Raw genomic sequence first — 22,845 nt, forward strand, 5'->3', positions numbered from 1 at the left:
ATGAAAGACGAATACGATTTCAGCAATGCCAAACGCGGGGCCGTGGCGCCCGCCAAAGGCAAGACCCGCATCACCATCATGCTCGATGACGCCGTCATCGAAGCCGCTCGGGCACTGGCAGAAAACGAGGGGTACGGCTACCAGACGGCGATCAACAATACATTGCGCCGGGCCCTGCTCAACGAAGGCAAAAGCGCACAGCTAAAACAAACTATCACCCCTGCCGAACTCAAGGGCCTGGAGAAGAAACTGGCCGAGGCCTTGCGCGAAATTCAACGGGTGATGGCGCCGGGTGTTCGGCCCTGAAACACAAAGGGCTGATCGATCGGATCAGCCCATGGCGATGTGATGTTTTCGATCAACCCGCTATTGCGGCGCTGTGATCAATCGTTCCAGAGTCCGCACCAACTGCGCCTGTTCCGGTACGCGAATGCCGAACTCACTGCCCAGCAGGCCAATCAGTTCCTGAACATCCGTCACCTCCCGCCGCTCGCTGTCATGGCCAATCCGGTGAATCGCGAAGCTGCCGTTATTGAGCGTACGGCGCCACCCTTCCCCGGTACGCGCCACCATCAATTGTTTGGCGAAAGTCGACTCGGGGTGGGTCGAGACGTACCAGTTGCCCACGGCAAAATCGATATCTTCCTGGCGTTGCAGGTCGAAGATGTACATCGCTCGCCATTCGCCCGCAACGTTGGCGCGCAAGGTAAAGCCGTCGACGTGCAGGTCGATGCGATACGACTCGTGTGGGGTAGCTTGTTCGGTGCGGGTATCAAGCAACAGTGGCGCGGTCGGCACCATGCCGCCGAAGCCGACGTCGGTGATGTAGCGTACGTCGTCGATGATGACCAGGCTCAGGCGGTGGGTCCGGGCAGTCCAGGCGCCCTCCGGCTGGCCCATCACCACCCGGCCGCTGATGGCACGGGCGTCGAAACCCAATTCCTGAAGCAAGGCCAGGAACAGGTTATTGAGTTCGTAGCAGTAACCGCCACGACCATCGTGCAAGACCTTCTGCTCGATGGACGGCAAGTCGATCAGCACGGGCTCGCCGGATAATGTGGTGAGGTTTTCAAACGGGAAAACGCCGGTATGGCGCAGTTGCAGTTGGCGCAAGGTTTCCAGGGTCGGTGCCGGAGGTGCATCGAAGCCCAGGCGTTGCAGATACAACGCACGGTCGGTCAGGCGTGGCTCGCTCATCGTTCAGTCCTTTTGCACGCAAGCGGCGGATTGCTCCGCCAGTGGCCGCTATGTATACGGGATCAGGCACTGCGGCCGACAATTGATTTAGCCAATCACCCGGCATGAAAAACTCAATGCCGCTTGTGCGCCCCCAACTGCGCCCCCCTTCACACCCACATCAGGTAACGACTCATCCCGGGAGACGACCATGATGAACATCAGAATGACTTCGCTGCTCTTGGCGGGATTGTTGACGGCAACGCCCCTGGCTACGTTTGCGGCGTCCGGCGATGGCGCTGGCACAACCGGCACGACATCGGGAGCAACCCGCAACCCGATCATGCTGCCAGACAACAAAAGGCCCAGCGCCCCTTCAGGCGACTACGGCCGCGGTCAGGGTTCCAGCTCGTCAATCGGCACCACCGGCGTCAATGGTCCGGGCAGTGGCGCGGGCGGTGGCACCGGCGCCCCGGCGGTGGTACCGGTGGCGCCGGAGGCGGGACGGGCAGCTGGACAGGCAAAAGCAGCCGATGACTGCCTGCTTCCAGTCGTCTGAGGCCTACATCGGCTTGACCGCCGGCGGGTTCCATTTGCCATTCAGCGCCTCGGCTTTCGGGCCGTACAAACGCATGGTCAGATTGAACGGCCCTTCGGGCGCCGGCAGCCAGTTGGCCTCCAGATCCTTGCCGGGGCTTTCGTTCTGGAAATAGAGGTCCAGCGAGCCATCGGCGTTGTCCTTGAACGGCATCCAGCTACTGACCGCAAAACGATTGAGTGAGTTGCCGACCTGGAACCCTTGCGGGTCATACAGGGTGATCGACCAGAAGGCGTTCACCGGCGGCGTCTCGCCCTTATTGAAATGCAGCACGTATTTGTTTGCTCCATCGAGCGGCTTGCCATTGCTGTCGCCGATGTTCAACGGATAAATCGCGTCCTCGGGCAGGTTGGCACCGAGACCCATCTGCGTAACGATGGCGCGCTTGAGGTAGTAGTTGCCGTAGACGCCCATGGTGTCAGTGTTCATCGACCAGCCATTGACCTCCCGCGCCAGGGTCGGCACTTTCCAGGTCATCAGCGCCTGCGCATCCTGGGGCACCGTTTGCAACGCGGCCTGGATTTGCGGGTCCAGCGCGTCCATGTCGAACGGCTTGCCGGCTTCGATGCCGATACGCTTGATCTGCGCCAGCATTGGCTGGTCGGTGCTGTGCGGCGGGTGCACCTTCAGCAGTTCGGCAGCGTAAGTGAAGTAATTGGCGGCCGACATGGAATCGACCTGAATCTTCGGTGGCGTTTTCATGTCCACCTCCGGGTCGATTTTCACGGTGACGGCTTCAGGTTCTTTACCCAACCGGGACAACGGCGTCACCGTGTAGCCGGCCTGGATCTTGTGCACTGCCGCGTAATCTGCCGCGCCGTCCGTCTTGGTACGGCCGATGACCCAGACAAACGGGGTTGGCGCCGGCAGGTGATTCATCCCGGCGGGCACCGTGCCGGTCCACCCCGGTGGCGTCACCAGAAATTGCCCGGCATCGGTGCCCGTGGTGCGCCAGCCCGGCGAAGCGAACACATCCGTCCACATATCGAGCATCGGCAACAGGTAGAAACGCCCGTCGGTATCCGGCGCGGCGATCACCAGCGGTTCCTTGGTCAAGTCCAGCCAGGCAATCGAATACAGTGTGTCGAAGTTAGAGCGCACCACCCCCTTGAATTCGGCAGGCGGGTACTGCGGCACACTCACAAACATGTTCATCGGGCCTTTGCCGAACTCCTTGCCCGGCTCGATGTTGGTGAATTGCTTGCGGGTAATGTCCATGCTCAGCAGCGGGTAAAAATAGATGTAGGCATCCACGCCGATCGCGTGAGCTTCTTCGGCGGTGATTTTCGATTGCGCATGGCTGGCCAGCGGAAAAATGGCAGCGGCTGCGACGGTCAAAGCAACAGCTGTCAACGTTTGAGGTATCAACATGTTGGCGATCGTCCGTACGAAGGGGAGTCTGCCGGATTCGACAGAACTTACGGAACTCTAGACGATCAATTCAGCCAGGCCCGAGAGACGGACAACCGGCAGGAAGAACACTTCAGCGATCGGAACGCATCAACGCCTCGACACCGCCGGCCATCGACAACGTTGCCACACGGTTTCGCCCCGAATGCTTGGCTTGATACAACGCCGCATCCGCCCGCTCGACAAACACGTTCATGCTGTCACGCCCCGACGGCACAAACGAATAGCAACCCAGACTGACCGTCACGTAACCGTTGGGCGAGCCGGTGTGACTGATGCTCTTGTCGATGACACTGCGGCGGATCTGCTCGGCAATCGTCATGGCGCCGTGGATATCGGTGTCGGGCAGCAGCACCGCAAACTCTTCACCGCCGTAACGCACCGCCAGATCGGCCTTGCGGTGGCAGCAACTCTTCAGCGCACGTGCCACTTCGGCCAGGCAGTGATCCCCCACCACGTGGCCGTAGGTGTCGTTGTAGCGCTTGAAGTAATCGATATCGAGCATGATCAGGCTCAATGGGCTCGCCTGCCGGGCGCCGCGCCCGAACTCGATGTCCAGCGCCCGCTCGAACAAGCGGCGGTTGGCCAGCCCGGTCAGGCTGTCGTGGGTGGCGATCAGCTCCAGCGCCTCCTGGGCCCTGCGCAAATCCGACTCGACCCGCTCGCCCACACGCACCTGATGAATGAACACCCAACCGAACAACCCCACGCCCACTAACACCAGGGCAACGATGAGGCTGGAGCGAAACGCCGTGTCGTACCAGCTCGCGAGAATGGATTCCGTGGACGACGCTGCGGTGACCACCAGCGGATACGCCTCCAGCTGTCGGTAACCGTACAGGCGTGTCACACCATCGATGATGGACGTGAACACCGCATTGCCGGAGGTGGCCAGTGGCAGCGACTTCTGGAAAATCTCGCTCTGGGCCAGTGACGTGCCAATCTGCGCCTCGACAAAAGGTCGACGCGCCAACAACGTGCCATCGGTCAAGCCGAGAAACATCGAGCCGTTGTCGTCGAGGCTGAAGCTTTTGAAGAACTGGTCGAAGTACGACATCTTGATGCCGGCCAGCAATACGCCCTGGAAGTGCCCGTTCCTGTCGTTGACCCGTTTGGAAATCGGAATGATCCACTCGCCATTTTCCCGACTGCGGATGGCCGGGCCGATATGCGCCACCGACGATACGTTCTGCTGGTGATACTTGAAGTACTCGCGATCCGCGACCCCGGCCCCCCGGGGCAGGTTTTCGAACGAGGTCACCACCCACTGGCCCTTCTGGTCGAACAGCAGGATGCCGTGCAATTGATCCAGCGCCAGCACTCGCCGGGCGAACGTCTGCTGCAAGCGCGGCCGTTGCTCAGGGCCGAAACCGTCGACCTGAATCCAGTCCACCAGGCTGGTCAGCACCAGGTCGGCCTTCATGAAGGTGTCTTCGGCTTGCTGCGCCATGGCCCGCGTCAGGTTCGAAGACGCCACTTGCGCCAGGCTCAGATCATGGCGACGGGACTGTTCCAGTTGCAGGTAGAGCAAACCGCACAGGCACAGGCACACCGTGGCAATGAACAGCACCGCAGCCTTGCGCAGCGGTATGCGTTTCAATGCGACGCCAGGGGCGTGGTCCGGATCGTTGAAGCGTGTGGGCAAAAGTTCATCCTGTCGGGGGTAAGGCATGGGCAACGACCCAAAGCCCTCAGCCTTTGTGGGGCGTAGTTTACGGGGTTATCCATGATAAATGGGCGATCACTTGCCCAGTGGTCACACTTGCCCGGTGGTGCTGCAAACATGACCCAGGGCAGCGCTGCCTGCGCGTCAACGAGCTACGATTAGAATGACCTCAATACAGGGAATCGACATGCGCAAGGCAGACGAGCTCGCGGCAAAATTGAAACACACACGGCTTATTAGCACGGACCAGGCGATCGATACCTGGCCGGGTCAGGTCTACGATCTGTATCAACGAATAGAGGCCTGGCTACTGCCCTTGACCGAAGTTGGCCTGGTCCTGCGGCGCAACCCCACCCACGTGATCGAGATTTGTCCGATTCGGGGCACTTACCGCTATGCCATCGACCAGTTGGTCATCTCCGGCAACGCCCACAGCCTCACCTTTGACCCGGTTGCGCGCTTCACAGCCGATGGCGAGGGGCGGGTCGAAATTCACTCACAACCCAAAGAGTTCGCCCTGTTGCGTACCGTGGACGAACACGGTGAATCACACTGGTGGCTGCAAACGATCGAACAGGCCACAGCGCAGCTGGACGCGGTGGCGCTAACGGAAACCGATCTGCTGGCAGTGGTGCAACAAGGGTTGGCGCTTTAGGGGGCTTGCCGAACGGCTTGGTAATACCTGTAGGAGCGAGCTTGCTCGCGATGGACTCAAGGGCCCTGCGTTTAGTCAGTAAACACGCGGTATCGTTAACGTCCATCGCGAGCAAGCTCGCTCCTACAGTATTAGCCCATAGGCGCCCGTTTTCAGTCCTTCGTTACAGCTTGTTCTGCCCCGTCACCACCAGCGGTATCTCTGCACGACGCAAGTCCAGAGCCGGCAATTTCGCAGGCTGACTCAAGCCCTGCAACACCTTGGCATCGTAATCATAAATGTCGGGCTTGAACGTCACCCGCCCGTCAACACTCAGGTCCACGGTCCAATAAGCCAACAGCACCGGGACTTTCACCGGTAGCTGGATGTTCTCGGTCCTGCCATTGGCCAACTGCTTCTGAATGCCGGCGCTGTTCCAGCGCACCGGGTCGTTAAACAACAATTCGACCAGTTGCAACGGGTTTTCCACGCGGATACAGCCTGAACTGGTGGCCCGGACCGTTTTCGCAAACAGCTCGCGGTGCGGCGTGTCATGCAGGTAAATCGCATAGTCGTTGGGGAAGCGGATTGCCACCTGCCCCAGCGAGCTGTCAGGCCCGGCATCCTGACGCAGGCGGATGCCTCGCGGGTTGCTCCAGTCAACGTTCGACGGATCGAGCTCATTGCCTTCGCGATCAAACACGCGAATCCGGTTGGCCGCCAAATAGCCCGGATCGTTCTGGACTTTCGGAATCACGTCCTGCTTGAGGATGGTCGGCGGCACGGTCCAGGTCGGGTTGAACGTGATGTAGGTGATTTCGGCCTGGAACACCGGCGTACTGCGCACCGGCTTACCGACTTGCACCCGCGAGCGCCAGATCGGCAGGCCGTCGCGGTACATCGCAACCTTGTATCCGGCGATATCGACGATCACGAACGTGCCCTGAAGCTTGTACAACAGCCAGCGGGCGCGCTCCATGTTGACCCGGACCTGATCGATCCGCGCCTCGACCGGCACGTTCAGCGCCGCCAGCGTCGCCGCCCCCGCCACGCCATCGGCCCCCAGGTATTGCTCGGCCTGGTACTTCTTCACCGCGGCAATGACCTTGTCGTCGTAACCGGCTTTTTTCGACAGGTGCGGGTTCAGGTAACCGCCCGCCACCAGACGCGCACGCAATTGGGCGACCGCCACCCCGTCCATGCCGGGCTTGAGCGATTGCCCTTCAGTGACTTTCGGCCAACCGCCCGCATCACGGACCTGGCGCAACCGGGCCAGGCCCTCGCGCAAGTTGCGGTAAATCTCTTCTTGAGGAGGCGCCTCGGCAAAAGCGCGCGCCACGTCATGGGCATCGAGGGCGGCGAACAGGTTGTTCATGTCCCCTCGGGCATTGCCACCGGCAGGATCGAAGTTCCAGTGAATGTCCAGCCGCGACGGATCGACCTTACCCCGTCGCAGTTGCAGCAGTGCGGTGATGAACGTGCGGGTGGCCGCCATGTCGAACGTCGCCCGTTGCGCCGTGGAAGGCATGGCCGCTACCAGCGATTCATGGGCCTGGGCCAGTTCGGAGATGCGAAAATCCGCCGGATTCAGGCCGTCGATCCGGGTGTCTTCGAGGCTCTTGAGTAACTGGGCCACATCGCGGTCATCCGTCCACGCCGCGCGATAGTTGCGATGCATATAGAAATCCAGCACCACCCGGCTGACATCCACACGCTGATGGCGCCTGGACGTGAGCAACGGCGGAAAGGCCGAACGCAACGGTTCCAGCGTCGCCTGAATCGCCTGGCCGACCGCGTCGTCGGACGCCGCGGCATCGATTGTGCTGCTCGCCGCAGATACCGGCTCAATCGGCGAAGTTTGCCCAATCGCCGCACCGCTGATCAGAAAGCCCATAAAAAACATGCGGCTTATGACGAATGACCTTGTTAATTGCACCATGGATAATCCTTAATCCCCCGTTTCAAACGGCTAGTTTTCCGCTCGCTGCTAGACTCGCAATTATCATGATGAGACCCGACTATGGCGCTAAACCGCTTTGGCCTTTTATTTGCCATTTTACTGACGTGCCTTTCAGTAACGTCAGCCTACGCCGATTCGCTTGAAAACGCGCTGGTCAAAGCAGCACCCGGCGCCGACGCCAAAGTGATTGCCCTGGCCGTTCGTGCCACCCAATGCAGCCGCGCCCAAGGTATCGCCCCAGCCCAAAGGCTGGCAGTGATCGATTATTCCCTGCCCTCGACCGAACAACGCCTGTGGGTCTTCGACCTTAAACGACGCAAGTTGCTGTTTCACGAACTGGTCGCCCATGGCCGCAACAGCGGCGAAAACAAGGCGACGCTGTTCTCCAACCGCAACGAAAGCCATGCCACCAGCCTCGGCCTGTTCCGCACCCAGGAAAGCTACCTCGGCCAGAACGGTTACTCGCTGCGCATGGAAGGCCTGGAGCCCGGCTTCAACGACAACGCCTATGACCGGGCCATCGTCATTCACGGCGCGCCCTATGTCAGCCCGGTGCTGGCCCGCGCCAACGGCCGGATCGGCCGCAGCCTGGGTTGCCCGGCCGTGAGACCGGCGATTGCCCATCGGCTGATCGACTCGATGAAGGACGGGCAGTTGTTGTTTTCCTACTACCCGGACCAGCGCTGGTTGAAATCGTCTTCCTACATCAACTGCGGCAGCGACACTGTGGCCTCAAGGGAAAAGTCCACTTCACGCCAGTAAGCCCCCCCCAACCTGTCAAAACTGTAATCCCCGCCTCAGCCTGCTGAAAGGCACCGCCCGCTAGCCTCGTCGACAAGTTCAACAGGCTGACGGGCGGAACAGACGGCATGCACTCCCACACTTCAAGACGCACCTTCGTCAAAGGGCTGGCCATCGGCGGGCTCTTCGGTGGCCTCGGGTTATGGCGCGCGCCGGCCTGGGCGATCAGCAGCCCCGGCGAACCACAGGTGCTGGCCGGTAACGATTTCGACCTGTTCATCGGCGAATCCCCGGTCAACTTCAGCGGCAGCCCGCGCACCGCGAAGACCATCAACGGCGGCATTCCCGGCCCGCTGCTGCGCTGGCGTGAAGGCGATACGGTGACGCTGCGGGTGCGCAACAAGCTCAAGGACAGCACGTCCATTCACTGGCACGGCATCCTGCTGCCGGCCAACATGGACGGCGTGCCGGGGCTGAGCTTCAAGGGCATCGAGCCGGGCGGCCTGTACGTCTACCAGTTCACCGTGCGCCAGAACGGCACCTACTGGTATCACAGCCACTCGGGGCTTCAGGAACAATCCGGTGTCTACGGCCCGCTGGTGATCGACGCCAAAGACCCGGAGCCGTTCCAGTACGATCGCGACTACGTGGTGATGCTCAGCGACTGGACCGACGAAGACCCGGTCGGCCTGATGAAGACCCTGAAAAAACAGTCCGATTACTACAACTTCAACAAACGCACCGTGGGCGACTTCATCCACGACGTCAGCGAAAAAGGCTGGGGGCCGACCGTCGCCGATCGCAAAATGTGGGCCGGGATGAAGATGAACCCCACCGACCTGGCCGACGTCGGCGGTGCCACTTACACCTACCTGTTGAACGGCCAGGCGCCGGATTCGAACTGGACCGGGGTGTTCCGGCCGGGGGAAAAGCTGCGGCTGCGCTTCATCAACGGCTCGGCCATGACCTACTTCGACGTGCGCATCCCCGGCCTGAAAATGACCGTGGTCGCCGCCGATGGCCTGCACGTCAAACCGGTGAGCGTCGACGAGTTTCGCATTGCCGTGGCGGAAACCTTCGACGTTATCGTCGAACCGACCGAAGCGGCCTACACCCTGTTCGCCCAGGCAATGGATCGCACCGGCTACGCACGGGGCACCCTGGCGGTGAAGGCAGGACAGGTTGCGCCGCTGCCGCCACTGGACCCGCGCCCCCTGGTGACCATGGATGACATGGGCATGGGCGGCATGGACCACGGCAGCATGGCGGGCATGGATCACAGCAACATGGCCATGGGCGACATGCCCGGCATGCAGGCCCACCCGGCCTCGGAAACCGACAACCCGCTGGTGGACATGCAAGCCATGTCCACTTCACCGAAACTCGACGACCCCGGCATGGGCCTGCGCAACAACGGGCGCCGCGTACTCACCTACTCCGACCTGCGCAGTACCTTCGAAGACCCGGACGGCCGCGAGCCTGGCCGTACCCTGGAACTGCACCTGACCGGGCACATGGAAAAATTCGCCTGGTCGTTCAACGGCGTGAAGTTCTCCGATGCAGAGCCGCTGCGCCTCAAGTACGGCGAGCGACTGCGGATCGTGCTGGTCAACGACACGATGATGATGCACCCCATCCACCTGCATGGCCTGTGGAGCGACCTCGAAGACGAGAACGGCCAGTTCATGGTGCGCAAACACACCATCGACATGCCACCTGGCTCCCGGCGCAGCTATCGGGTCACTGCCGATGCGCTCGGCCGCTGGGCCTATCACTGCCATCTCCTGTACCACATGGAAATGGGCATGTTCCGTGAAGTTCGCGTGGAAGAATGAGGCGCACCCCATGATTCGATTCACCCCGGTTTTTTTCGCACTCGTGACCGCGACGGCGATGGCCGCCAGCGATGACATGCAAGGCATGGATCACAGCCAGCTGGGCCACGGCCAGATGCAAGGCATGGATCATAGCCAGATGGACCACGGTCAGATGCAAAGCATGGCCGAGGGTCAGATGCAGCCCGCCGCCCCCAGCGAAAGCCGCACGCCGATCCCGGTGCTGACCGATGCCGATCGCGCTGCGGTGTATGTCGATCCCGCCGGTCACCATGTGCACGACAACACACTCAATTCGTTTTTCCTCGCCGACAAACTGGAATGGCAGGATGCCGATGACGGCAGCACCCTGGCCTGGGATTTGTCGGGTTGGGTCGGCGGCGACATCGATCGCCTGTGGCTGCGCTCCGAAGGCGAGCGCACCAACGGCGTGACCGAGGACGCGGAAATCCAGGCCCTGTGGGGCCACGCCATTTCCCCGTGGTGGGACGTCGTCAGCGGCGTGCGCCAGGACTTCAAACCCGGCGCCCCGCAAACCTGGGCCGCGCTCGGCATGCAAGGCATGGCGCTGTACAACTTCGAGGCCGAAGCCACAGCCTTCATCGGCGAAGGCGGCCAGAGCGCCGTGCGGCTGGAAGGCGACTACGACATCCTGCTGACCAATCGGCTGATCCTGCAACCGACCGTCGAGCTCAATGCCTACGGCAAAAACGATCCGCAACGGGGCATCGGCGCAGGGCTGTCCAACACCGAGGCTGGCTTGCGCCTGCGCTACGAAATCCGCCGGGAAATCGCGCCCTACCTCGGCGTCACCTGGAACCGCACCTACGGCCACACCGCCGACTTTGCCAACGACGAAGGCGAGGACCGCAGCGAGGCACGCCTCGTGCTCGGTGTTCGGCTGTGGTTCTGAACAGATTCACCTCAAACCAATGACAACCGCTTCAAGCGGTAAAGGACCTTGCATGCGCCTCATCAAACCCACCGCCGTCGTCATCGCGCTGTTCACCGGCCTGCTCATGAGCACCCTCGCTCAAGCGCACCCCAAACTACTCTCTTCCACCCCGGCTGAAGGCGTAGAAGGTGCATCACCGGACAAGATCGAACTGCACTTCTCCGAAAACCTCGTCACCCAGTTTTCCGGGGCAAAACTGCTGATGACCGAAATGTCCGGCATGGCCCACGCCCCAATGCCGGTCAAGGCCAAAGTCAGCGGCGGCAGTGATCCGAAGACCATGTTCATCACCCCGACAACACCCTTGACCGCCGGCACCTACAAGGTCGAATGGCGCGCGGTGTCGTCGGACACCCACCCGATCACCGGCAACGTCACCTTCAAAGTGAAATGATCGATGAGCGACTCGGCCAACGTCGTGCTGCGGTTTGTGTTGTATGTGGATTTGATGCTGTTGTTTGGCGTGGCGCTGTTCGGGCTTTTCAGCTTTAAAGGACAGGAACGACTATCCGGGACGGTGCTGCCGTTTCGCGGATTGTTGACGCGAACAGCCGGGCTCGGCGCGATGCTGTCCATCGCCGGCATGGTGTTGATGGTCCGCGCCATGAGCGGCGAATCAGACGTTACCGAGTTGCGCCCTCACCTCGAGATGATGCTGTTCGAGACAGACGTCGGTTTGGCCTGGGGCGTGCGGATGGTTGCATTGGCGGTCGCGGGATTGGCGTTGATGCTCAACCCGCGCGCCCCCGGCATCAGCCTGGTGATCGCTGCCACTGCCGGCGGCATCGCCCTCGCCAGCCTGGCCTGGAGCGGGCATGGCGCCATGGACGAAGGCAGCCGCCGTTTCTGGCACTTTGCAGCGGACATTCTGCACTTGCTGGCGGCGGGCGCCTGGCTCGGCGCGTTGCTGACGTTTGCCCTGATGGCGCAACCCCGGGCCCTGCAAACCGAAGCTCACATACGGTTGCTGGTTCGCGCAGTCAAACTATTTGAACTTGTCGGTGCGCTGATTGTTGTGATCATCACCGTGACGGGCGTGGTGAACTACCTGCTCATAGTCGGGCCGAAGCTCGATGAGGTTTTGCTCAGCCACTACGGAGTTTTGCTGGCGATCAAAGTGCTGCTGTTTGCCGGGATGCTGGTGCTGGCGGCATTGAACCGCTTTCATCTTGGGCCCTTGCTGGAGCAGTCGTTGCGAGAGGGCCAATATCGCGTAGCGGCCCACGCACTTCGGCGCAGTGTGGTGGTGGAAATGGCCGCGGCGGTATTGATTGTGGGGTTAGTGGCGTGGCTGGGGACGTTGAGCCCGGAAGTGGAATGAGCCATCTTCAGGGGGCGTTGATTTTTCACACCGATGAAAGTTTCACTACACTCCCCCCCTCCAAAACCACTCCAGCACAAAAGTCCGATAACAATGACGAAAATCAAAAGAGCAATGATGCTCGGCGGCTTGCTCGCACTCGCCCTTGGCGCCCAGGCAGAACCTTCGCATCTGGACAGCGTCATGCAACAGGGACAACTGCGTGTTTGCACCACCGGTGACTACAAGCCCTACACCTTCAAAGCCGAGGACGGCGAGTATTCCGGCATCGACATCGCCATGGCCCGCACCCTGGCTGAAAGCCTTGGCGTCAAGGTCGAATGGGTGCCCACCACCTGGAAAACCCTGATGCCCGACATGCTCGCCGGCAAGTGCGACATCGCCATGGGCGGCATCTCGGTCACCCTGGAACGGCAGAAAAAAGCCTTCTTCAGCAGCATCCTGGACGTCGATGGCAAAATCCCGCTGGTGCGCTGCGAAGACCAGGCGCTGTACCAGACCGTCGACCAGATCAACCAGCCCTCGGTTCGCCTGGTCGAACCCGCCGGCGGCACCAACGAAGCCTTTGTTCACGCCTTCCTGCCCAAGGCGCAACTGAAGTTGCACGACAACGTGAGCATCTTTCAGGAACTGCTGGATAAAAAAGCTGACGTGATGATCACCGACGCATCCGAGGCGCTGTACCAGCAGAAACTCAAACCGGGCCTGTGCGCGGTCAACCCCACACACTACATGCAATACGGCGAAAAAGCCTACCTGCTGCCCCGGGACGACATCACCTGGAAGCTGTACGTCGATCAGTGGCTGCACCTGGCCAAGGCGACGGGCAATTACCAGAAGATACTGCGGCAGTGGCTGGCGGCGCCTGACGCGAAATAATCGATCGCTCTTTCCCGCACAAAAAAGGGCGCTCCCAACGGAGCGCCCTTCTTCATTGCGGTTCGCGTATCAGTCGTCGTGCAGCAAACCCGAGCCGTATTCACCAAAGCTATTGCCGAGCGCACTGCCATGGAAACTCATCTTGCCGGGGTTGCTGCTGGTCGGTCCCGGGCCAAAGCCGGCAGGCTGCACGGAGTCGGCCGAATAATCGCTATGGGAGTTCACACCCGAACAGGCGCTCAACAACACAGCACCGGCGATCAGCGAGACTTTGACAAGGTTTGCGATCATTTTTTGATTCCTGTGGGTTGAGGCGCGGGGGACATGACCTTTGGTGGTCATCTTATGCCTCGTCTGTGCCGGGCAACATGAAACTTTTGGGGGGTGACAGCGTTGGTTCAGATTGCGAGTGTACTTGAGGGTGTACTGAGGTTTGTGTAAACGGTCATTAGGCGCACACTGCCTTTCCCAAGGAGTTTCAATGACCGAGCCAAAGCGCACCAAACGAGTCAAACCCGACCCTGAGCTGGTGAGGCTGGCCGACAGTCTGTTGGCCAATTACCGAAAGCCTGAGGATTTGATCGGCGAAAATGGCTTGCTTAAGCAGCTCACCAAGATGCTTGTCGAGCGCGCCCTGGAAGCTGAAATGACCGAACAGGCTTTTGCAGGATTAACAGCAACCCCGTTTACACAGAATTCAGTACACCCCCCGATTCTAAGGTCTTGGATGAAAAATCCAATCCAGCCTTCACGAAAAACTCTGTATCTATGAATACGTTCCTTGTTTGAAGCGGCTTTGCGATCTCCTTAAACGAAGGCTATTGGTTGCTCATACTCCCTTTGTCGCCGATGCAAATCAACCTTCCTTTTGTTGACCCTTTCCCGCACTGCTGCAGTGCCGCAGCACGTCAAACGGTCTATGTCGCAACGCAAGAGCCTCTAACGCACATTCGCTCGCGTGCTATTCAAAGCGAGGCAAAAACCGCCAAATCGCACCCTCAACAAAAAAGGGGACAGAATTATTTTTCAACAGTCCCCCACGCACGCCCTCGCGTCAGATGTCTCGAATACCGCTATAAGACTCACCTGAGCCCCACAATCCCAATCCTGATAAACTCCCTCACTTCCCAGCCTCACCGATTCCAAATCCCCCATGTCCGTAACCACCGCCACACCTGCACCGCTCTCCCGCCGATTTTCCGTCGCACCGATGATGGATTGGACCGACCGCCACTGCCGCTTCTTCCTGCGCCTGCTGTCGAAGAACGCCCTGCTCTACACCGAGATGGTCACCACCGGTGCCCTGCTCAACGGCGATCATGAGCGTTTTCTGCGGCACGACGAGGCCGAGCATCCGCTGGCGTTGCAGCTTGGCGGTAGCGTGCCGCTGGACCTGGCCGCGTGTGCGCGCATGGCGCAAGAGCATGGTTACGACGAGGTGAACCTGAATGTCGGCTGCCCGAGCGATCGGGTGCAGAACAATATGATCGGCGCGTGCCTGATGGGGCATCCACAGTTGGTGGCCGATTGTGTGAAGGCGATGCGTGATGCGGTGTCGATTCCGGTGACGGTCAAGCACCGGATCGGGATCAACGGGCGGGACAGTTACGAGGAGCTGTGTGATTTCGTCGGCACGGTGCGGGATGCCGGGTGCACCAGTTTTACCGTGCACGCACGGATTGCGATTCTGGAGGGGCTGTCGCCCAAGGAAAACCGCGACATTCCACCCCTGCGCTACGACGTGGCGGCGCAGTTGAAGGCGGATTTTCCGGAGCTGGAGATCATTCTCAACGGCGGCATCAAGTCCCTGGAAGCCTGCCACGAACATTTGCAGACCTTCGACGGCGTGATGCTGGGCCGCGAGGCGTATCACAACCCTTATGTGATGGCCGAAGTGGACCAGCAGCTGTTCGGCAGCACGGCACCGGTGATCACGCGTGCCGAAGCACTGGCGCAGTTGCGCCCGTATATCGCGGCACACATCGACGCCGGCGGTTCGATGCACCACATCACCCGACATGTACTGGGGCTGGGCACCGGGTTCCCGGGGGCGCGCAAGTTTCGGCAGTTGTTGTCGGTGGATATCCACAAGGCCAAAGAGCCTTTGGCTTTGCTGGATCAGGCTGCCGAGTTGCTTGAAGGGCGTTGATGCCCTGCTATTCCGGCCATTTCAGCCAGGCAGTCTGATCCGCCTGGCTCACCTGTCAGCCTGCGGCCGCCGACGTCCAGCTCACCCAACCGAATACCCACGTTGCCAGAATCAGCAAACCGAATCCGATCCGGTACCAGGCGAATACGGCGTAGCTGTGGTTGGCGATGAACTTGAGCAAACCACGGACGGCGATCATGGCGAAAAAGAACGCCGTGACGAAACCGAGCACAAACACTGGCAGGTCACCGGCCTGGAACAGATCCCGATACTTATAGCCTGAATACACTGCGGCACCGACCATGGTCGGCATTGCCAGAAAGAACGAAAACTCCGTGGCAGCCTTACGCGACAGACCGAACAGCAACCCACCGATAATCGTCGCTCCAGAGCGCGAGGTGCCCGGAATCATCGCCAGGCATTGTGCGAAACCGACCTTGAGGGCGTCGCTCCAGCGCATATCGTCAACATGGTCGACATACACCACATGTTCCCGCTGCTCGGCCCACAACATGATGATGCCACCCACCACTAATGCCACCGCTACAGTGATCGGATTAAACAGATACTCATGGATCTTATCGGCAAACAACACCCCCAGGACCACGGCCGGAAGAAAGCCGATTAATAGATTCAAGGTGAAACGTTGTGCATTGCGCTGGGTCGGCAAGCCGGTAACGATCTCGAGAATCTTGCGGCGAAACTCCCAGACTACCGCGAGGATCGCGCCCAATTGAATGATGATGTTAAAGGCCATGGCTCGCTCGCCGCCGAAGCCGAGCAAGTCCGCGACAACAATCTGGTGCCCTGTACTTGATATAGGCAAAAACTCCGTCAGACCTTCGACCACCCCTAAAATCAACACTGTTATGGTTGTCCAAAGATCCATCAATTCCCTCTCATCGACAAATACCAATGCGTCGGCTTCGCTCAAACTCAACGCCAACACGAAAGTAAAGCGCATTAGGCCGATTAATAAAACTCCATGTTATGAAACGTCCATGACCGACACCACCAACATGAACGTTATATAATGGTTAATATTGGATGGTACCGAGCCAGACAAGAGCAATAACTGGCACTTGAAACAACCAATCCCTGCTGCCTGCTGGCACCCAATCAAAAAAAATCAACTAGCGGGAACTTTAGCGACATGCACGGTCGTATTGGTGCGAAAACGCGGGGTGTCGGCACAAAAGATGGCACATTGCTATGCCGCATCAACTCACGAGATTGCCATCGATCATCAGGCACCTCGAACCACAGGCGGGCAACCGATCACGCCAGAATCACCGGTAATGTTAAAAAAACGAGACGACCACCTGAAAAAACGGTGAAATGTTACCAATTGTCAGTCACAAACGAGAATGGGTGCTTTAACATCCAAATGCCAGCCCCATCCGAGTCAAAGCATGATGCTTACAGGGAAATTAACGACTACAGGCCACAGTGACGTGAAGGAGGAGACAGGTATTCTCACCATTGGACGAACCCATACGCTAGCTGAAGGCTTCAGGGAATTAGTCGAAAGTCACGTAGGCAAGAATATTGCCGTTGATACAATGTGCTTTAGCAACCCGTTCAAAAGAAACAGGAATCCTGTTTCGTACCGTGCAATTTTTATCGTTATCGACAGCCCTCTAGCGTTTGTTGAAAGCCTCACCCTGGTAGAAAGCATTCGCGCCGAAAATCTGGCGTCAATAATTTTCATCGCCATCACCGGTAGAGGCACCTACAACAAGATGAAATATTATCTTGCCGGGGCCGACTACTGTATTAATTGCGACACTTCTGCAGGCGAAAATACCGACGCACTGTCCGAGTTTTTTAGCAGTCCGGAATGGCAAAAAAAGCATAATCTGCTTTTGGACCCCACTCGCATGTGCCTTATCGGCGACTATAAAAAACTGGATGTATCGTTTGCAGAAATGAAAATTCTTGAGGCTTTCTCGCAAACAAAAAACCAGATTTTGAGCCATGATGAAATCGCCAGGATCATGGGGCTGAATATCAATTTTTATGATCCAAGAGCCTTGGAAAAGTCGATCAGTCGCCTTCGCGGCAAAATAAAAGGCATGTATGGCACCAACGCCATTCAAAGCATCCGTGGGCATGGATATCGCTTAATCAGGGGTCTGATCTCGACAACCTGATTTTTAATGTAGAAGGGAGTTTCTGTTTTATGAGCGCAACAGGGAGCGTGCCAATCCATGATCACGCAGAGCATTACCTGTCTCGACAATTGATCCTCACTCGGGATGACCGCCCGTTTGGCAGCGAGATCAGAATACATTTTGACGACTCCGTTTCCGCGCCCTGCGCGCCCGAGCCGTATCAGATGAGTGGTATCTACAGCGAAGTACTGATGCAAACCAGGCTGATTGCCTTTTCGCTGAAAGATCGCAACACCACTAACGGAAATAAATACTTAAGCCGTAGATTTGTTTGCGTAGGCCAGTCAGATCTCGCCAACTCCGCACTCACAGAAGAACTGATACAGTCCGGCGCTGCTCTGCGCGAATTAGGCCAGACACTGGTTATCGCGCTCAATGAGCTCCCCCTCTCGGCAATCAGTTTCGCTGAAAAAAAGAAAATCCTTCACAACCTATATCTGTTGAAAGATCACGGCATAGAAATCGCGTTCGACGACTACAAAATCGACGATGAAAGTATCGAAATCTTTACCACCCTGAATCTATTCGACTACATAAAGATCTCCATTTCCTCTCTAGACTTGAGCCTCAAGCTCAGTGGCAACCCAGAGCTGTTCAATCGCCTCCACGAACGCATGACCATGCTCACTCACAACACTAAAGTCTCCTTTATAGCGGACAGCGTCGAGCATGCTGCTAGCCATATACTGGCACGCGCATTGCCCTTTGATTACTTCCAGGGGAGTCACTACTCCCCTGCCGACAACCTTTGAACCAATACCCAGACGTGCACCTAAGGAGAGAGCCATGGGTAGCAGCACAAACCTCCCCAGAAAATACTTTGTTGTGGTTACTCACAACCCCGCACTGCAACTAGAGCTTGAGGCATTGCTGTCCAGCAAGCGATACAACAGTTACGGCACGTCACAGGCAAAGATGTTTTTTGAAGGCGTTGCCCCGCCCACTTCTGCCCCAAAGCTAATGGAGCTTATTTCCCCACAGGTGGCCAGAATGGTTCCTCCGGTTATCAAGCATGATACTCAGCGCGTGCTTTCGACGTTCAAGTCCGAATGGCAAGCCTCTCAATCCGTAACGAAATTCACTCACTTCACATCAACCGCAGTCAACTCCAGAGATGACACCAGGGAATTCGTCTCCCAACCGGCCAAACCGCACGCTCCGATGGCGGAAACCTGGCGACTGAACGATGTCAGCGGCGCGTTGATCAAAGATGACGTGGAGATCGTCTTGACTGGCCTGGAGACCACGCAGCTTAAAAAAATGCTGCACCATGATGATCGTGTGGTCAGCAAGGAGGACCTTATCCGCAGCATCGGCAGAGAACCTGAACATTATCGGGGTCTCGAAATGTGCCTGAGCCGACTACAGGAAAAGTTTAAAACCGCCAGTAACGGCGAACGCCTTTTTCGTGCAGTCAGGAATCGTGGGTACTGCCTGATACAAAAAATCGTACGGGTAAAAAATCCAGCCTGAACAAATAAAATGGTTCGCTCCGGCAGTGCAATACAACAATAATAAAGCACGCCATTTTATCTCCGCCGCACCCTGCTCACCGCCCTCCTGTAAAGCTGCGTTATAAAAGTTTAATCCAGACTATTTCTAACGCTCTTCTCGCCCAGATATATCAACCCGACACACCAACCACTCGTTAAAAGTCGTCAGACAGTGCTCGCACCAATAAATTAATCTATCCGTTGATGATGACGCCGCCCTTTTGGCGCCTCGCTCGTCAATGCTTCGCCATCTAACGTGAACAATAACTCTTAGCGCATTAATTTTGGCTCTTGTCTGTCGAAACACGAATGGACGTATTTTGGGGATACCGTATGGTTAACAATCTTCGTATCAGTCGAAATACCACCCTCAAAGGACTGACCTTCTGGGGACAGTGGGTACTGGGTTTGGGCTTTGTTGTCGCCCTGTTACTTCTATTGGTTTATTACCAGAATGGAACGGTAGAGTTCTATTATCGAGTCTGCGCGACGCTGACTGTGCTGGCATCGGTTCCGGCCTATACATGGTGCGGCGTCTATGCAAAGAAGGACAATTACCTGGAGGGGTTGATAAGACTACTGATGGGTTGGTCAATGACACTGGCAGCGCTGGCTATTGTCGCCTTTCTCTGCAAGGCCAATGAACTGTTTTCTCGTCAAATCATTCTGATATGGGCTTTCTGCAGCTACATCGGGCAGGCGCTGCTGTACGTCCCGCTGCATGGTTTTTCGAAGTACTACCAACGGTCGCTTCAAATTGAGCGTAGAACACTGATTGTGGGTACTGGCGAACTGGCGCTGGGATTGGCCAACAAGCTTCGTGCCCTCGAGCACTTCCCATTGGTCGGCCTGGTAAGCTCCGACACCACGCCTTTGCTGGAGACTGGCGCACCACCGGTCGTAGGCCCGCAAGAGGAACTGCTCGAACTGATCAAGACTCATGACATCCGACGCCTGTACATCACCCTCCCCCTGAGCGAAGCGGCACAAATCGAAGAAATGTATGTCGACTTGCTGGACGCCAACGTCGATGTGGTCTGGGTCCCTGACTTGAACAGCCTGACGCTGCTCAATCACTCGGTCAGTGATGTGGATGGCATGCCGGCAATCCATTTGATTGAATGCCCGCTGACCAGCCAACCCACTGCCGCATTGAGTAAAAGCCTGTTCGATAAAAGCGTGGCGCTGATGGCCATTGTCGCTCTCAGCCCGTTACTGCTGATCATTGGCCTGGCCGTCAAATTCACCTCCCATGGCCCGGTATTTTTCAAACAGGACCGCCACGGGTGGAACGGGAAGGTCATCAAAGTCTGGAAGTTTCGCTCCATGCGCGTGCACGACGATCACGAGGTGAAGCAGGCCAGTCGTAACGACTCGCGGATTACCCCGATCGGGCGCTTTATCCGTCGCACGTCCATCGATGAGTTGCCGCAGTTGTTCAATGTCTTGCAAGGTCATATGGCACTGGTCGGGCCACGTCCTCATGCCGTTGCGCACAACAACTACTACTCCGGCAAGATTCTCGCCTACATGGCTCGCCACCGAATCAAACCGGGGATCACCGGGCTGGCTCAAATCAACGGTTGCCGCGGCGAGACCGACACCATCGACAAGATGCAGAAGCGCGTCGAGATCGACCTCAAGTACATCAATAACTGGTCGTTGTGGCTGGATGTGAAAATCCTGGTGAAGACGCCGTTCACCTTGCTGTCAAAGGACATTTATTGAGGGTGTGCCTGCAGGCTAACCTGCAGGCGCGAGCCATTTAACCAGTGCGCTTGCGCCGTCACTTGTGGCTGGGCTTTCTCCAGCCATACCTGCAACCGCACCAACACCGGCAGGCTGTTCTGCTGCCGACTCTTTCGGCGATGCTCATCGCCGACCTCTCTTAATTCTCCGCTCGATAACGTACAGCTTCTTGGTCAGATTCAAGGCGCTATCGGCACGCCCGGGCTTACCTTCAGGCAGGCGCAGCGGCAGCAGTTGAACTGCTAAAAAAGTGGATGCCGGATAATCGCGTGGCGACAAACACCGCATTCGCGAACGGGAGCGTCAGCCATGCCGCAAAGCAGCGGTCCTGGCCAAGACCGCTGCTTTCCTGGTGCTGCGACAAAAGCTTGATGCCTACTAGGGAGGGGGGGGAACGAAGACGAGGGCAACTGATCTTGTTGCCAGAACGGTATCTGCTCGTTGATTGGCTGGCCGGGAGCAACGCTCCGTGTCAATGCTTACTGATACCAACCAGGGGCATGCTGATTCTTTGCTCACGCTGCAGCAATGTCATCAGGAGCAGCACTCGCTGCTCTCCCTCCATCGCCAGGAAGATCGCTTCCACATCGACAAAAGGCCCCTCATTGATACGCACCCGCTCGCCACAGGCAAACCGGGCCTCCACAGGGGCTCCGCTATCGTGCTCATGAAGTTGCGCGATCAAGTCATCACCCACGGGCAGCGGTTTGCCTCCAAAACTGACAATTCGCAACACGCCGCGGGTAGAACGCAAAGGCGCCCAGCTCTCACCTGAGCCGAGCTGGATGAACAGATAACCCGGAAACAGCGATTCGCGAACAATCCGCCTACGCCCCTGCAAATCACGCTCGCGCCGATGCGTAGGGCGAAAACAGGTATATCCCTGGTTAACCAGATTGATCTCTGCACGCTCGTCCTGACTCGCCTTGCATTGCACCAGATACCATGCGCTAGCGGTGAGACGCTCAGGCAAGGTCGCTTGAACAGCCGAAGCACTATGGATGGACACAATCAGCCCCTTCTGCACCTGTGTGGTCAAGTCGCTCCGTGGTTTTCTCATCGATCTTGCGACGGATGTCACCCAAGAATGCAAATGCACCGGAAAAACGGAGTTGGCCGATCATGGAAACTTCACCCTTCAAAAACTTGCGAAACTTATTAGCAATACACGAACGCCAGAGAACTCTTCGCCCAAGGCAACCCCCCCGGACATCTTTAGCATCAAATTACCTATCAAGACGTTTAACACACTCCAATAATGGACAACACAAAAAAGCCAAAAACGTTAAAAATCGTCAGTCAATAACCTCTAATGTTATTTAATATCTGGCTTTATGTATGGAATTTTTTCTGCCATATGCATTCAATAATTGCGTGGCATTTAATGGTTGATGTTGTCGTGGGTTGCCAGTTATGATTTTTAGCATAGCAACTGTCAAGCACACTCCTAGTCCAGATTCCAGCAGGCCAGAGTCTTCGCAGTCAAAAGCTTCATCCAGCACGGTAACTCCTCACGGAAAGAGGCACACACCCAATAGCTGCAAGCCGTCACAAAAGTGCCATTGAAGAAAAGCATAGTTTTAGTCTTTCCAATTGCACCATCACCGCAAGTGTGAAATTTCCAGGGAGGTTGCCTTGTTTAACAAGATTCTAATCGTTTGCATTGGCAACATTTGCCGAAGCCCCACTGCCGAACATTTGTTGCGAGCAGCACTGGGGCAGTCCGATATCGAAGTCAGCTCTGCCGGTCTTGGCGCACTACAAGATCACCCGATCGAACCCACCGCCCGGATCGTACTGGAAGAGCATGGCCATCTGCCAGAAGAGCACAAAGCCAATCAACTGACCCATGCCGCCATCAGCGAGTCGGATCTGATCCTGGTGATGGAGCAGTCGCACATAGACCGTGTTCTCAAGCTCGCGCCTGAAGCGCGAGGCAAGGTCCTCTTGCTGGGCAAGTGGCAGGACAACCGCGAAATCAGCGACCCCTACCGTCAAGGCAAACCCGCTTTTGTGCATGCATACGCGTTGATTGAAGAAGCAGTAACCGCCTGGGCAAAGCGTCTCGCACGCTAAACCACTCCTCGAATACCTGTTAAAAAAGA

Annotated in this window: 21 protein-coding genes and 2 pseudogenes; 16 read left to right on the top strand and 7 right to left on the bottom strand. The window is 57.6% G+C overall.

The window, feature by feature from the left end; translation table 11 throughout:
• Positions 1–306 (top strand): BrnA antitoxin family protein, encoded by a 306-nt coding sequence (locus RS887_RS01020; protein ID WP_322614057.1) that lies wholly within the window; start codon positions 1–3, stop codon positions 304–306.
• 60 nt (positions 307–366) lie between these two features.
• Here RS887_RS01020 and RS887_RS01025 read toward each other — a convergent pair whose 3' ends face one another.
• Positions 367–1,197, bottom strand: a complete 831-nt coding sequence (locus RS887_RS01025) for an arylamine N-acetyltransferase (protein ID WP_322614058.1) — start codon at positions 1,195–1,197, stop codon at positions 367–369.
• Positions 1,198–1,387: 190 nt separating this feature from the next.
• Here RS887_RS01025 and RS887_RS01030 point away from each other — a divergent pair.
• Positions 1,388–1,713: pseudogene (locus RS887_RS01030) on the top strand (hypothetical protein).
• 25 nt (positions 1,714–1,738) lie between these two features.
• Here RS887_RS01030 and RS887_RS01035 read toward each other — a convergent pair.
• Together RS887_RS01035 and RS887_RS01040 are read right to left on the bottom strand one after the other, a co-directional pair.
• On the bottom strand, positions 1,739–3,145 hold the full coding sequence (locus tag RS887_RS01035; RefSeq protein ID WP_322614059.1) for a DUF1254 domain-containing protein: 1,407 nt from the start codon (positions 3,143–3,145) through the stop codon (positions 1,739–1,741).
• A gap of 112 nt (positions 3,146–3,257) precedes the next feature.
• A complete protein-coding gene (locus RS887_RS01040; RefSeq protein WP_322614060.1) occupies positions 3,258–4,829 on the bottom strand; it encodes a diguanylate cyclase in 1,572 nt (523 codons plus the stop codon).
• Between the two features lie 208 nt (positions 4,830–5,037).
• Between RS887_RS01040 and RS887_RS01045 the strand changes: the two genes are divergently transcribed.
• On the top strand, positions 5,038–5,505 hold the full coding sequence (locus RS887_RS01045; RefSeq protein WP_322614061.1) for a hypothetical protein: 468 nt from the start codon (positions 5,038–5,040) through the stop codon (positions 5,503–5,505).
• Between the two features lie 163 nt (positions 5,506–5,668).
• On the opposite strand, the gene RS887_RS01050 is transcribed toward RS887_RS01045, so the two are convergent.
• Entirely contained in the window at positions 5,669–7,423 is a 1,755-nt protein-coding gene (locus RS887_RS01050) for a L,D-transpeptidase family protein (protein ID WP_322614062.1), read from the bottom strand.
• Positions 7,424–7,504: 81 nt separating this feature from the next.
• On the opposite strand from RS887_RS01050, the gene RS887_RS01055 reads away from it, so the two are divergent.
• The 6 genes from RS887_RS01055 to RS887_RS01080 all read left to right on the top strand — a co-directional run bounded on the left by RS887_RS01055 (position 7,505) and on the right by RS887_RS01080 (position 13,175).
• Positions 7,505–8,206: a murein L,D-transpeptidase catalytic domain family protein gene (locus RS887_RS01055; protein WP_322614063.1), complete on the top strand. Its 702-nt coding sequence runs from the start codon at positions 7,505–7,507 to the stop codon at positions 8,204–8,206.
• A 107-nt stretch (positions 8,207–8,313) separates the two neighbouring features.
• Positions 8,314–10,020: a copper resistance system multicopper oxidase gene (locus RS887_RS01060; RefSeq protein ID WP_322614064.1), complete on the top strand. Its 1,707-nt coding sequence runs from the start codon at positions 8,314–8,316 to the stop codon at positions 10,018–10,020.
• A 10-nt stretch (positions 10,021–10,030) separates the two neighbouring features.
• On the top strand, positions 10,031–10,933 hold the full coding sequence (locus RS887_RS01065) for a copper resistance protein B (protein ID WP_322614065.1): 903 nt from the start codon (positions 10,031–10,033) through the stop codon (positions 10,931–10,933).
• Between the two features lie 52 nt (positions 10,934–10,985).
• On the top strand, positions 10,986–11,369 hold the full coding sequence (copC, locus tag RS887_RS01070) for a copper homeostasis periplasmic binding protein CopC (protein ID WP_322614066.1): 384 nt from the start codon (positions 10,986–10,988) through the stop codon (positions 11,367–11,369).
• 3 nt (positions 11,370–11,372) lie between these two features.
• Positions 11,373–12,296 (top strand): copper homeostasis membrane protein CopD, encoded by a 924-nt coding sequence (gene copD / locus RS887_RS01075; protein ID WP_322614067.1) that lies wholly within the window; start codon positions 11,373–11,375, stop codon positions 12,294–12,296.
• A 93-nt stretch (positions 12,297–12,389) separates the two neighbouring features.
• A complete protein-coding gene (locus tag RS887_RS01080; protein WP_322614068.1) occupies positions 12,390–13,175 on the top strand; it encodes a transporter substrate-binding domain-containing protein in 786 nt (261 codons plus the stop codon).
• A gap of 69 nt (positions 13,176–13,244) precedes the next feature.
• On the opposite strand, the gene RS887_RS01085 is transcribed toward RS887_RS01080, so the two are convergent.
• Entirely contained in the window at positions 13,245–13,466 is a 222-nt protein-coding gene (locus RS887_RS01085) for a hypothetical protein (protein WP_322614069.1), read from the bottom strand.
• 190 nt (positions 13,467–13,656) lie between these two features.
• On the opposite strand from RS887_RS01085, the pseudogene RS887_RS01090 reads away from it, so the two are divergent.
• A pseudogene (locus RS887_RS01090) lies at positions 13,657–13,828 on the top strand (IS256 family transposase); the annotation flags it as partial.
• A 500-nt stretch (positions 13,829–14,328) separates the two neighbouring features.
• The gene (gene dusA, locus RS887_RS01095) at positions 14,329–15,324 is read left to right on the top strand and encodes a tRNA dihydrouridine(20/20a) synthase DusA (protein ID WP_322614070.1); all 996 of its coding nucleotides are present in this window, start codon (positions 14,329–14,331) and stop codon (positions 15,322–15,324) included.
• 55 nt (positions 15,325–15,379) lie between these two features.
• Here the strand turns inward: dusA and RS887_RS01100 are convergent, their stop codons facing one another.
• On the bottom strand, positions 15,380–16,213 hold the full coding sequence (locus RS887_RS01100; RefSeq protein WP_322615238.1) for an undecaprenyl-diphosphate phosphatase: 834 nt from the start codon (positions 16,211–16,213) through the stop codon (positions 15,380–15,382).
• 523 nt (positions 16,214–16,736) lie between these two features.
• Between RS887_RS01100 and RS887_RS01105 the strand changes: the two genes are divergently transcribed.
• From RS887_RS01105 to RS887_RS01120, 4 genes are all read left to right on the top strand, one after another.
• Positions 16,737–17,477, top strand: a complete 741-nt coding sequence (locus RS887_RS01105) for a winged helix-turn-helix domain-containing protein (RefSeq protein WP_322615239.1) — start codon at positions 16,737–16,739, stop codon at positions 17,475–17,477.
• Between the two features lie 29 nt (positions 17,478–17,506).
• The gene (locus RS887_RS01110; protein ID WP_322614071.1) at positions 17,507–18,250 is read left to right on the top strand and encodes an EAL domain-containing protein; all 744 of its coding nucleotides are present in this window, start codon (positions 17,507–17,509) and stop codon (positions 18,248–18,250) included.
• 34 nt (positions 18,251–18,284) lie between these two features.
• Positions 18,285–18,971 (top strand): winged helix-turn-helix domain-containing protein, encoded by a 687-nt coding sequence (locus RS887_RS01115; protein ID WP_322614072.1) that lies wholly within the window; start codon positions 18,285–18,287, stop codon positions 18,969–18,971.
• A 353-nt stretch (positions 18,972–19,324) separates the two neighbouring features.
• Complete coding sequence (locus RS887_RS01120) at positions 19,325–20,719, top strand: undecaprenyl-phosphate glucose phosphotransferase (RefSeq protein ID WP_322614073.1); 1,395 nt, start codon at positions 19,325–19,327, stop codon at positions 20,717–20,719.
• Positions 20,720–21,212: 493 nt separating this feature from the next.
• Here RS887_RS01120 and rfaH read toward each other — a convergent pair whose 3' ends face one another.
• Positions 21,213–21,743 carry a transcription/translation regulatory transformer protein RfaH gene (rfaH, locus tag RS887_RS01130; protein WP_322615240.1) on the bottom strand — a complete coding sequence of 177 codons (531 nt, stop codon included), beginning with the start codon at positions 21,741–21,743 and terminating at the stop codon, positions 21,213–21,215.
• A gap of 632 nt (positions 21,744–22,375) precedes the next feature.
• On the opposite strand from rfaH, the gene RS887_RS01135 reads away from it, so the two are divergent.
• Positions 22,376–22,816 carry a low molecular weight protein-tyrosine-phosphatase gene (locus tag RS887_RS01135; RefSeq protein WP_322614074.1) on the top strand — a complete coding sequence of 147 codons (441 nt, stop codon included), beginning with the start codon at positions 22,376–22,378 and terminating at the stop codon, positions 22,814–22,816.
• The last annotated feature ends 29 nt before the right edge of the window (positions 22,817–22,845 follow it).

This window comes from Pseudomonas sp. BIC9C (assembly GCF_034541995.1).
Taxonomy (GTDB): domain Bacteria; phylum Pseudomonadota; class Gammaproteobacteria; order Pseudomonadales; family Pseudomonadaceae; genus Aquipseudomonas; species Aquipseudomonas fluorescens_CC.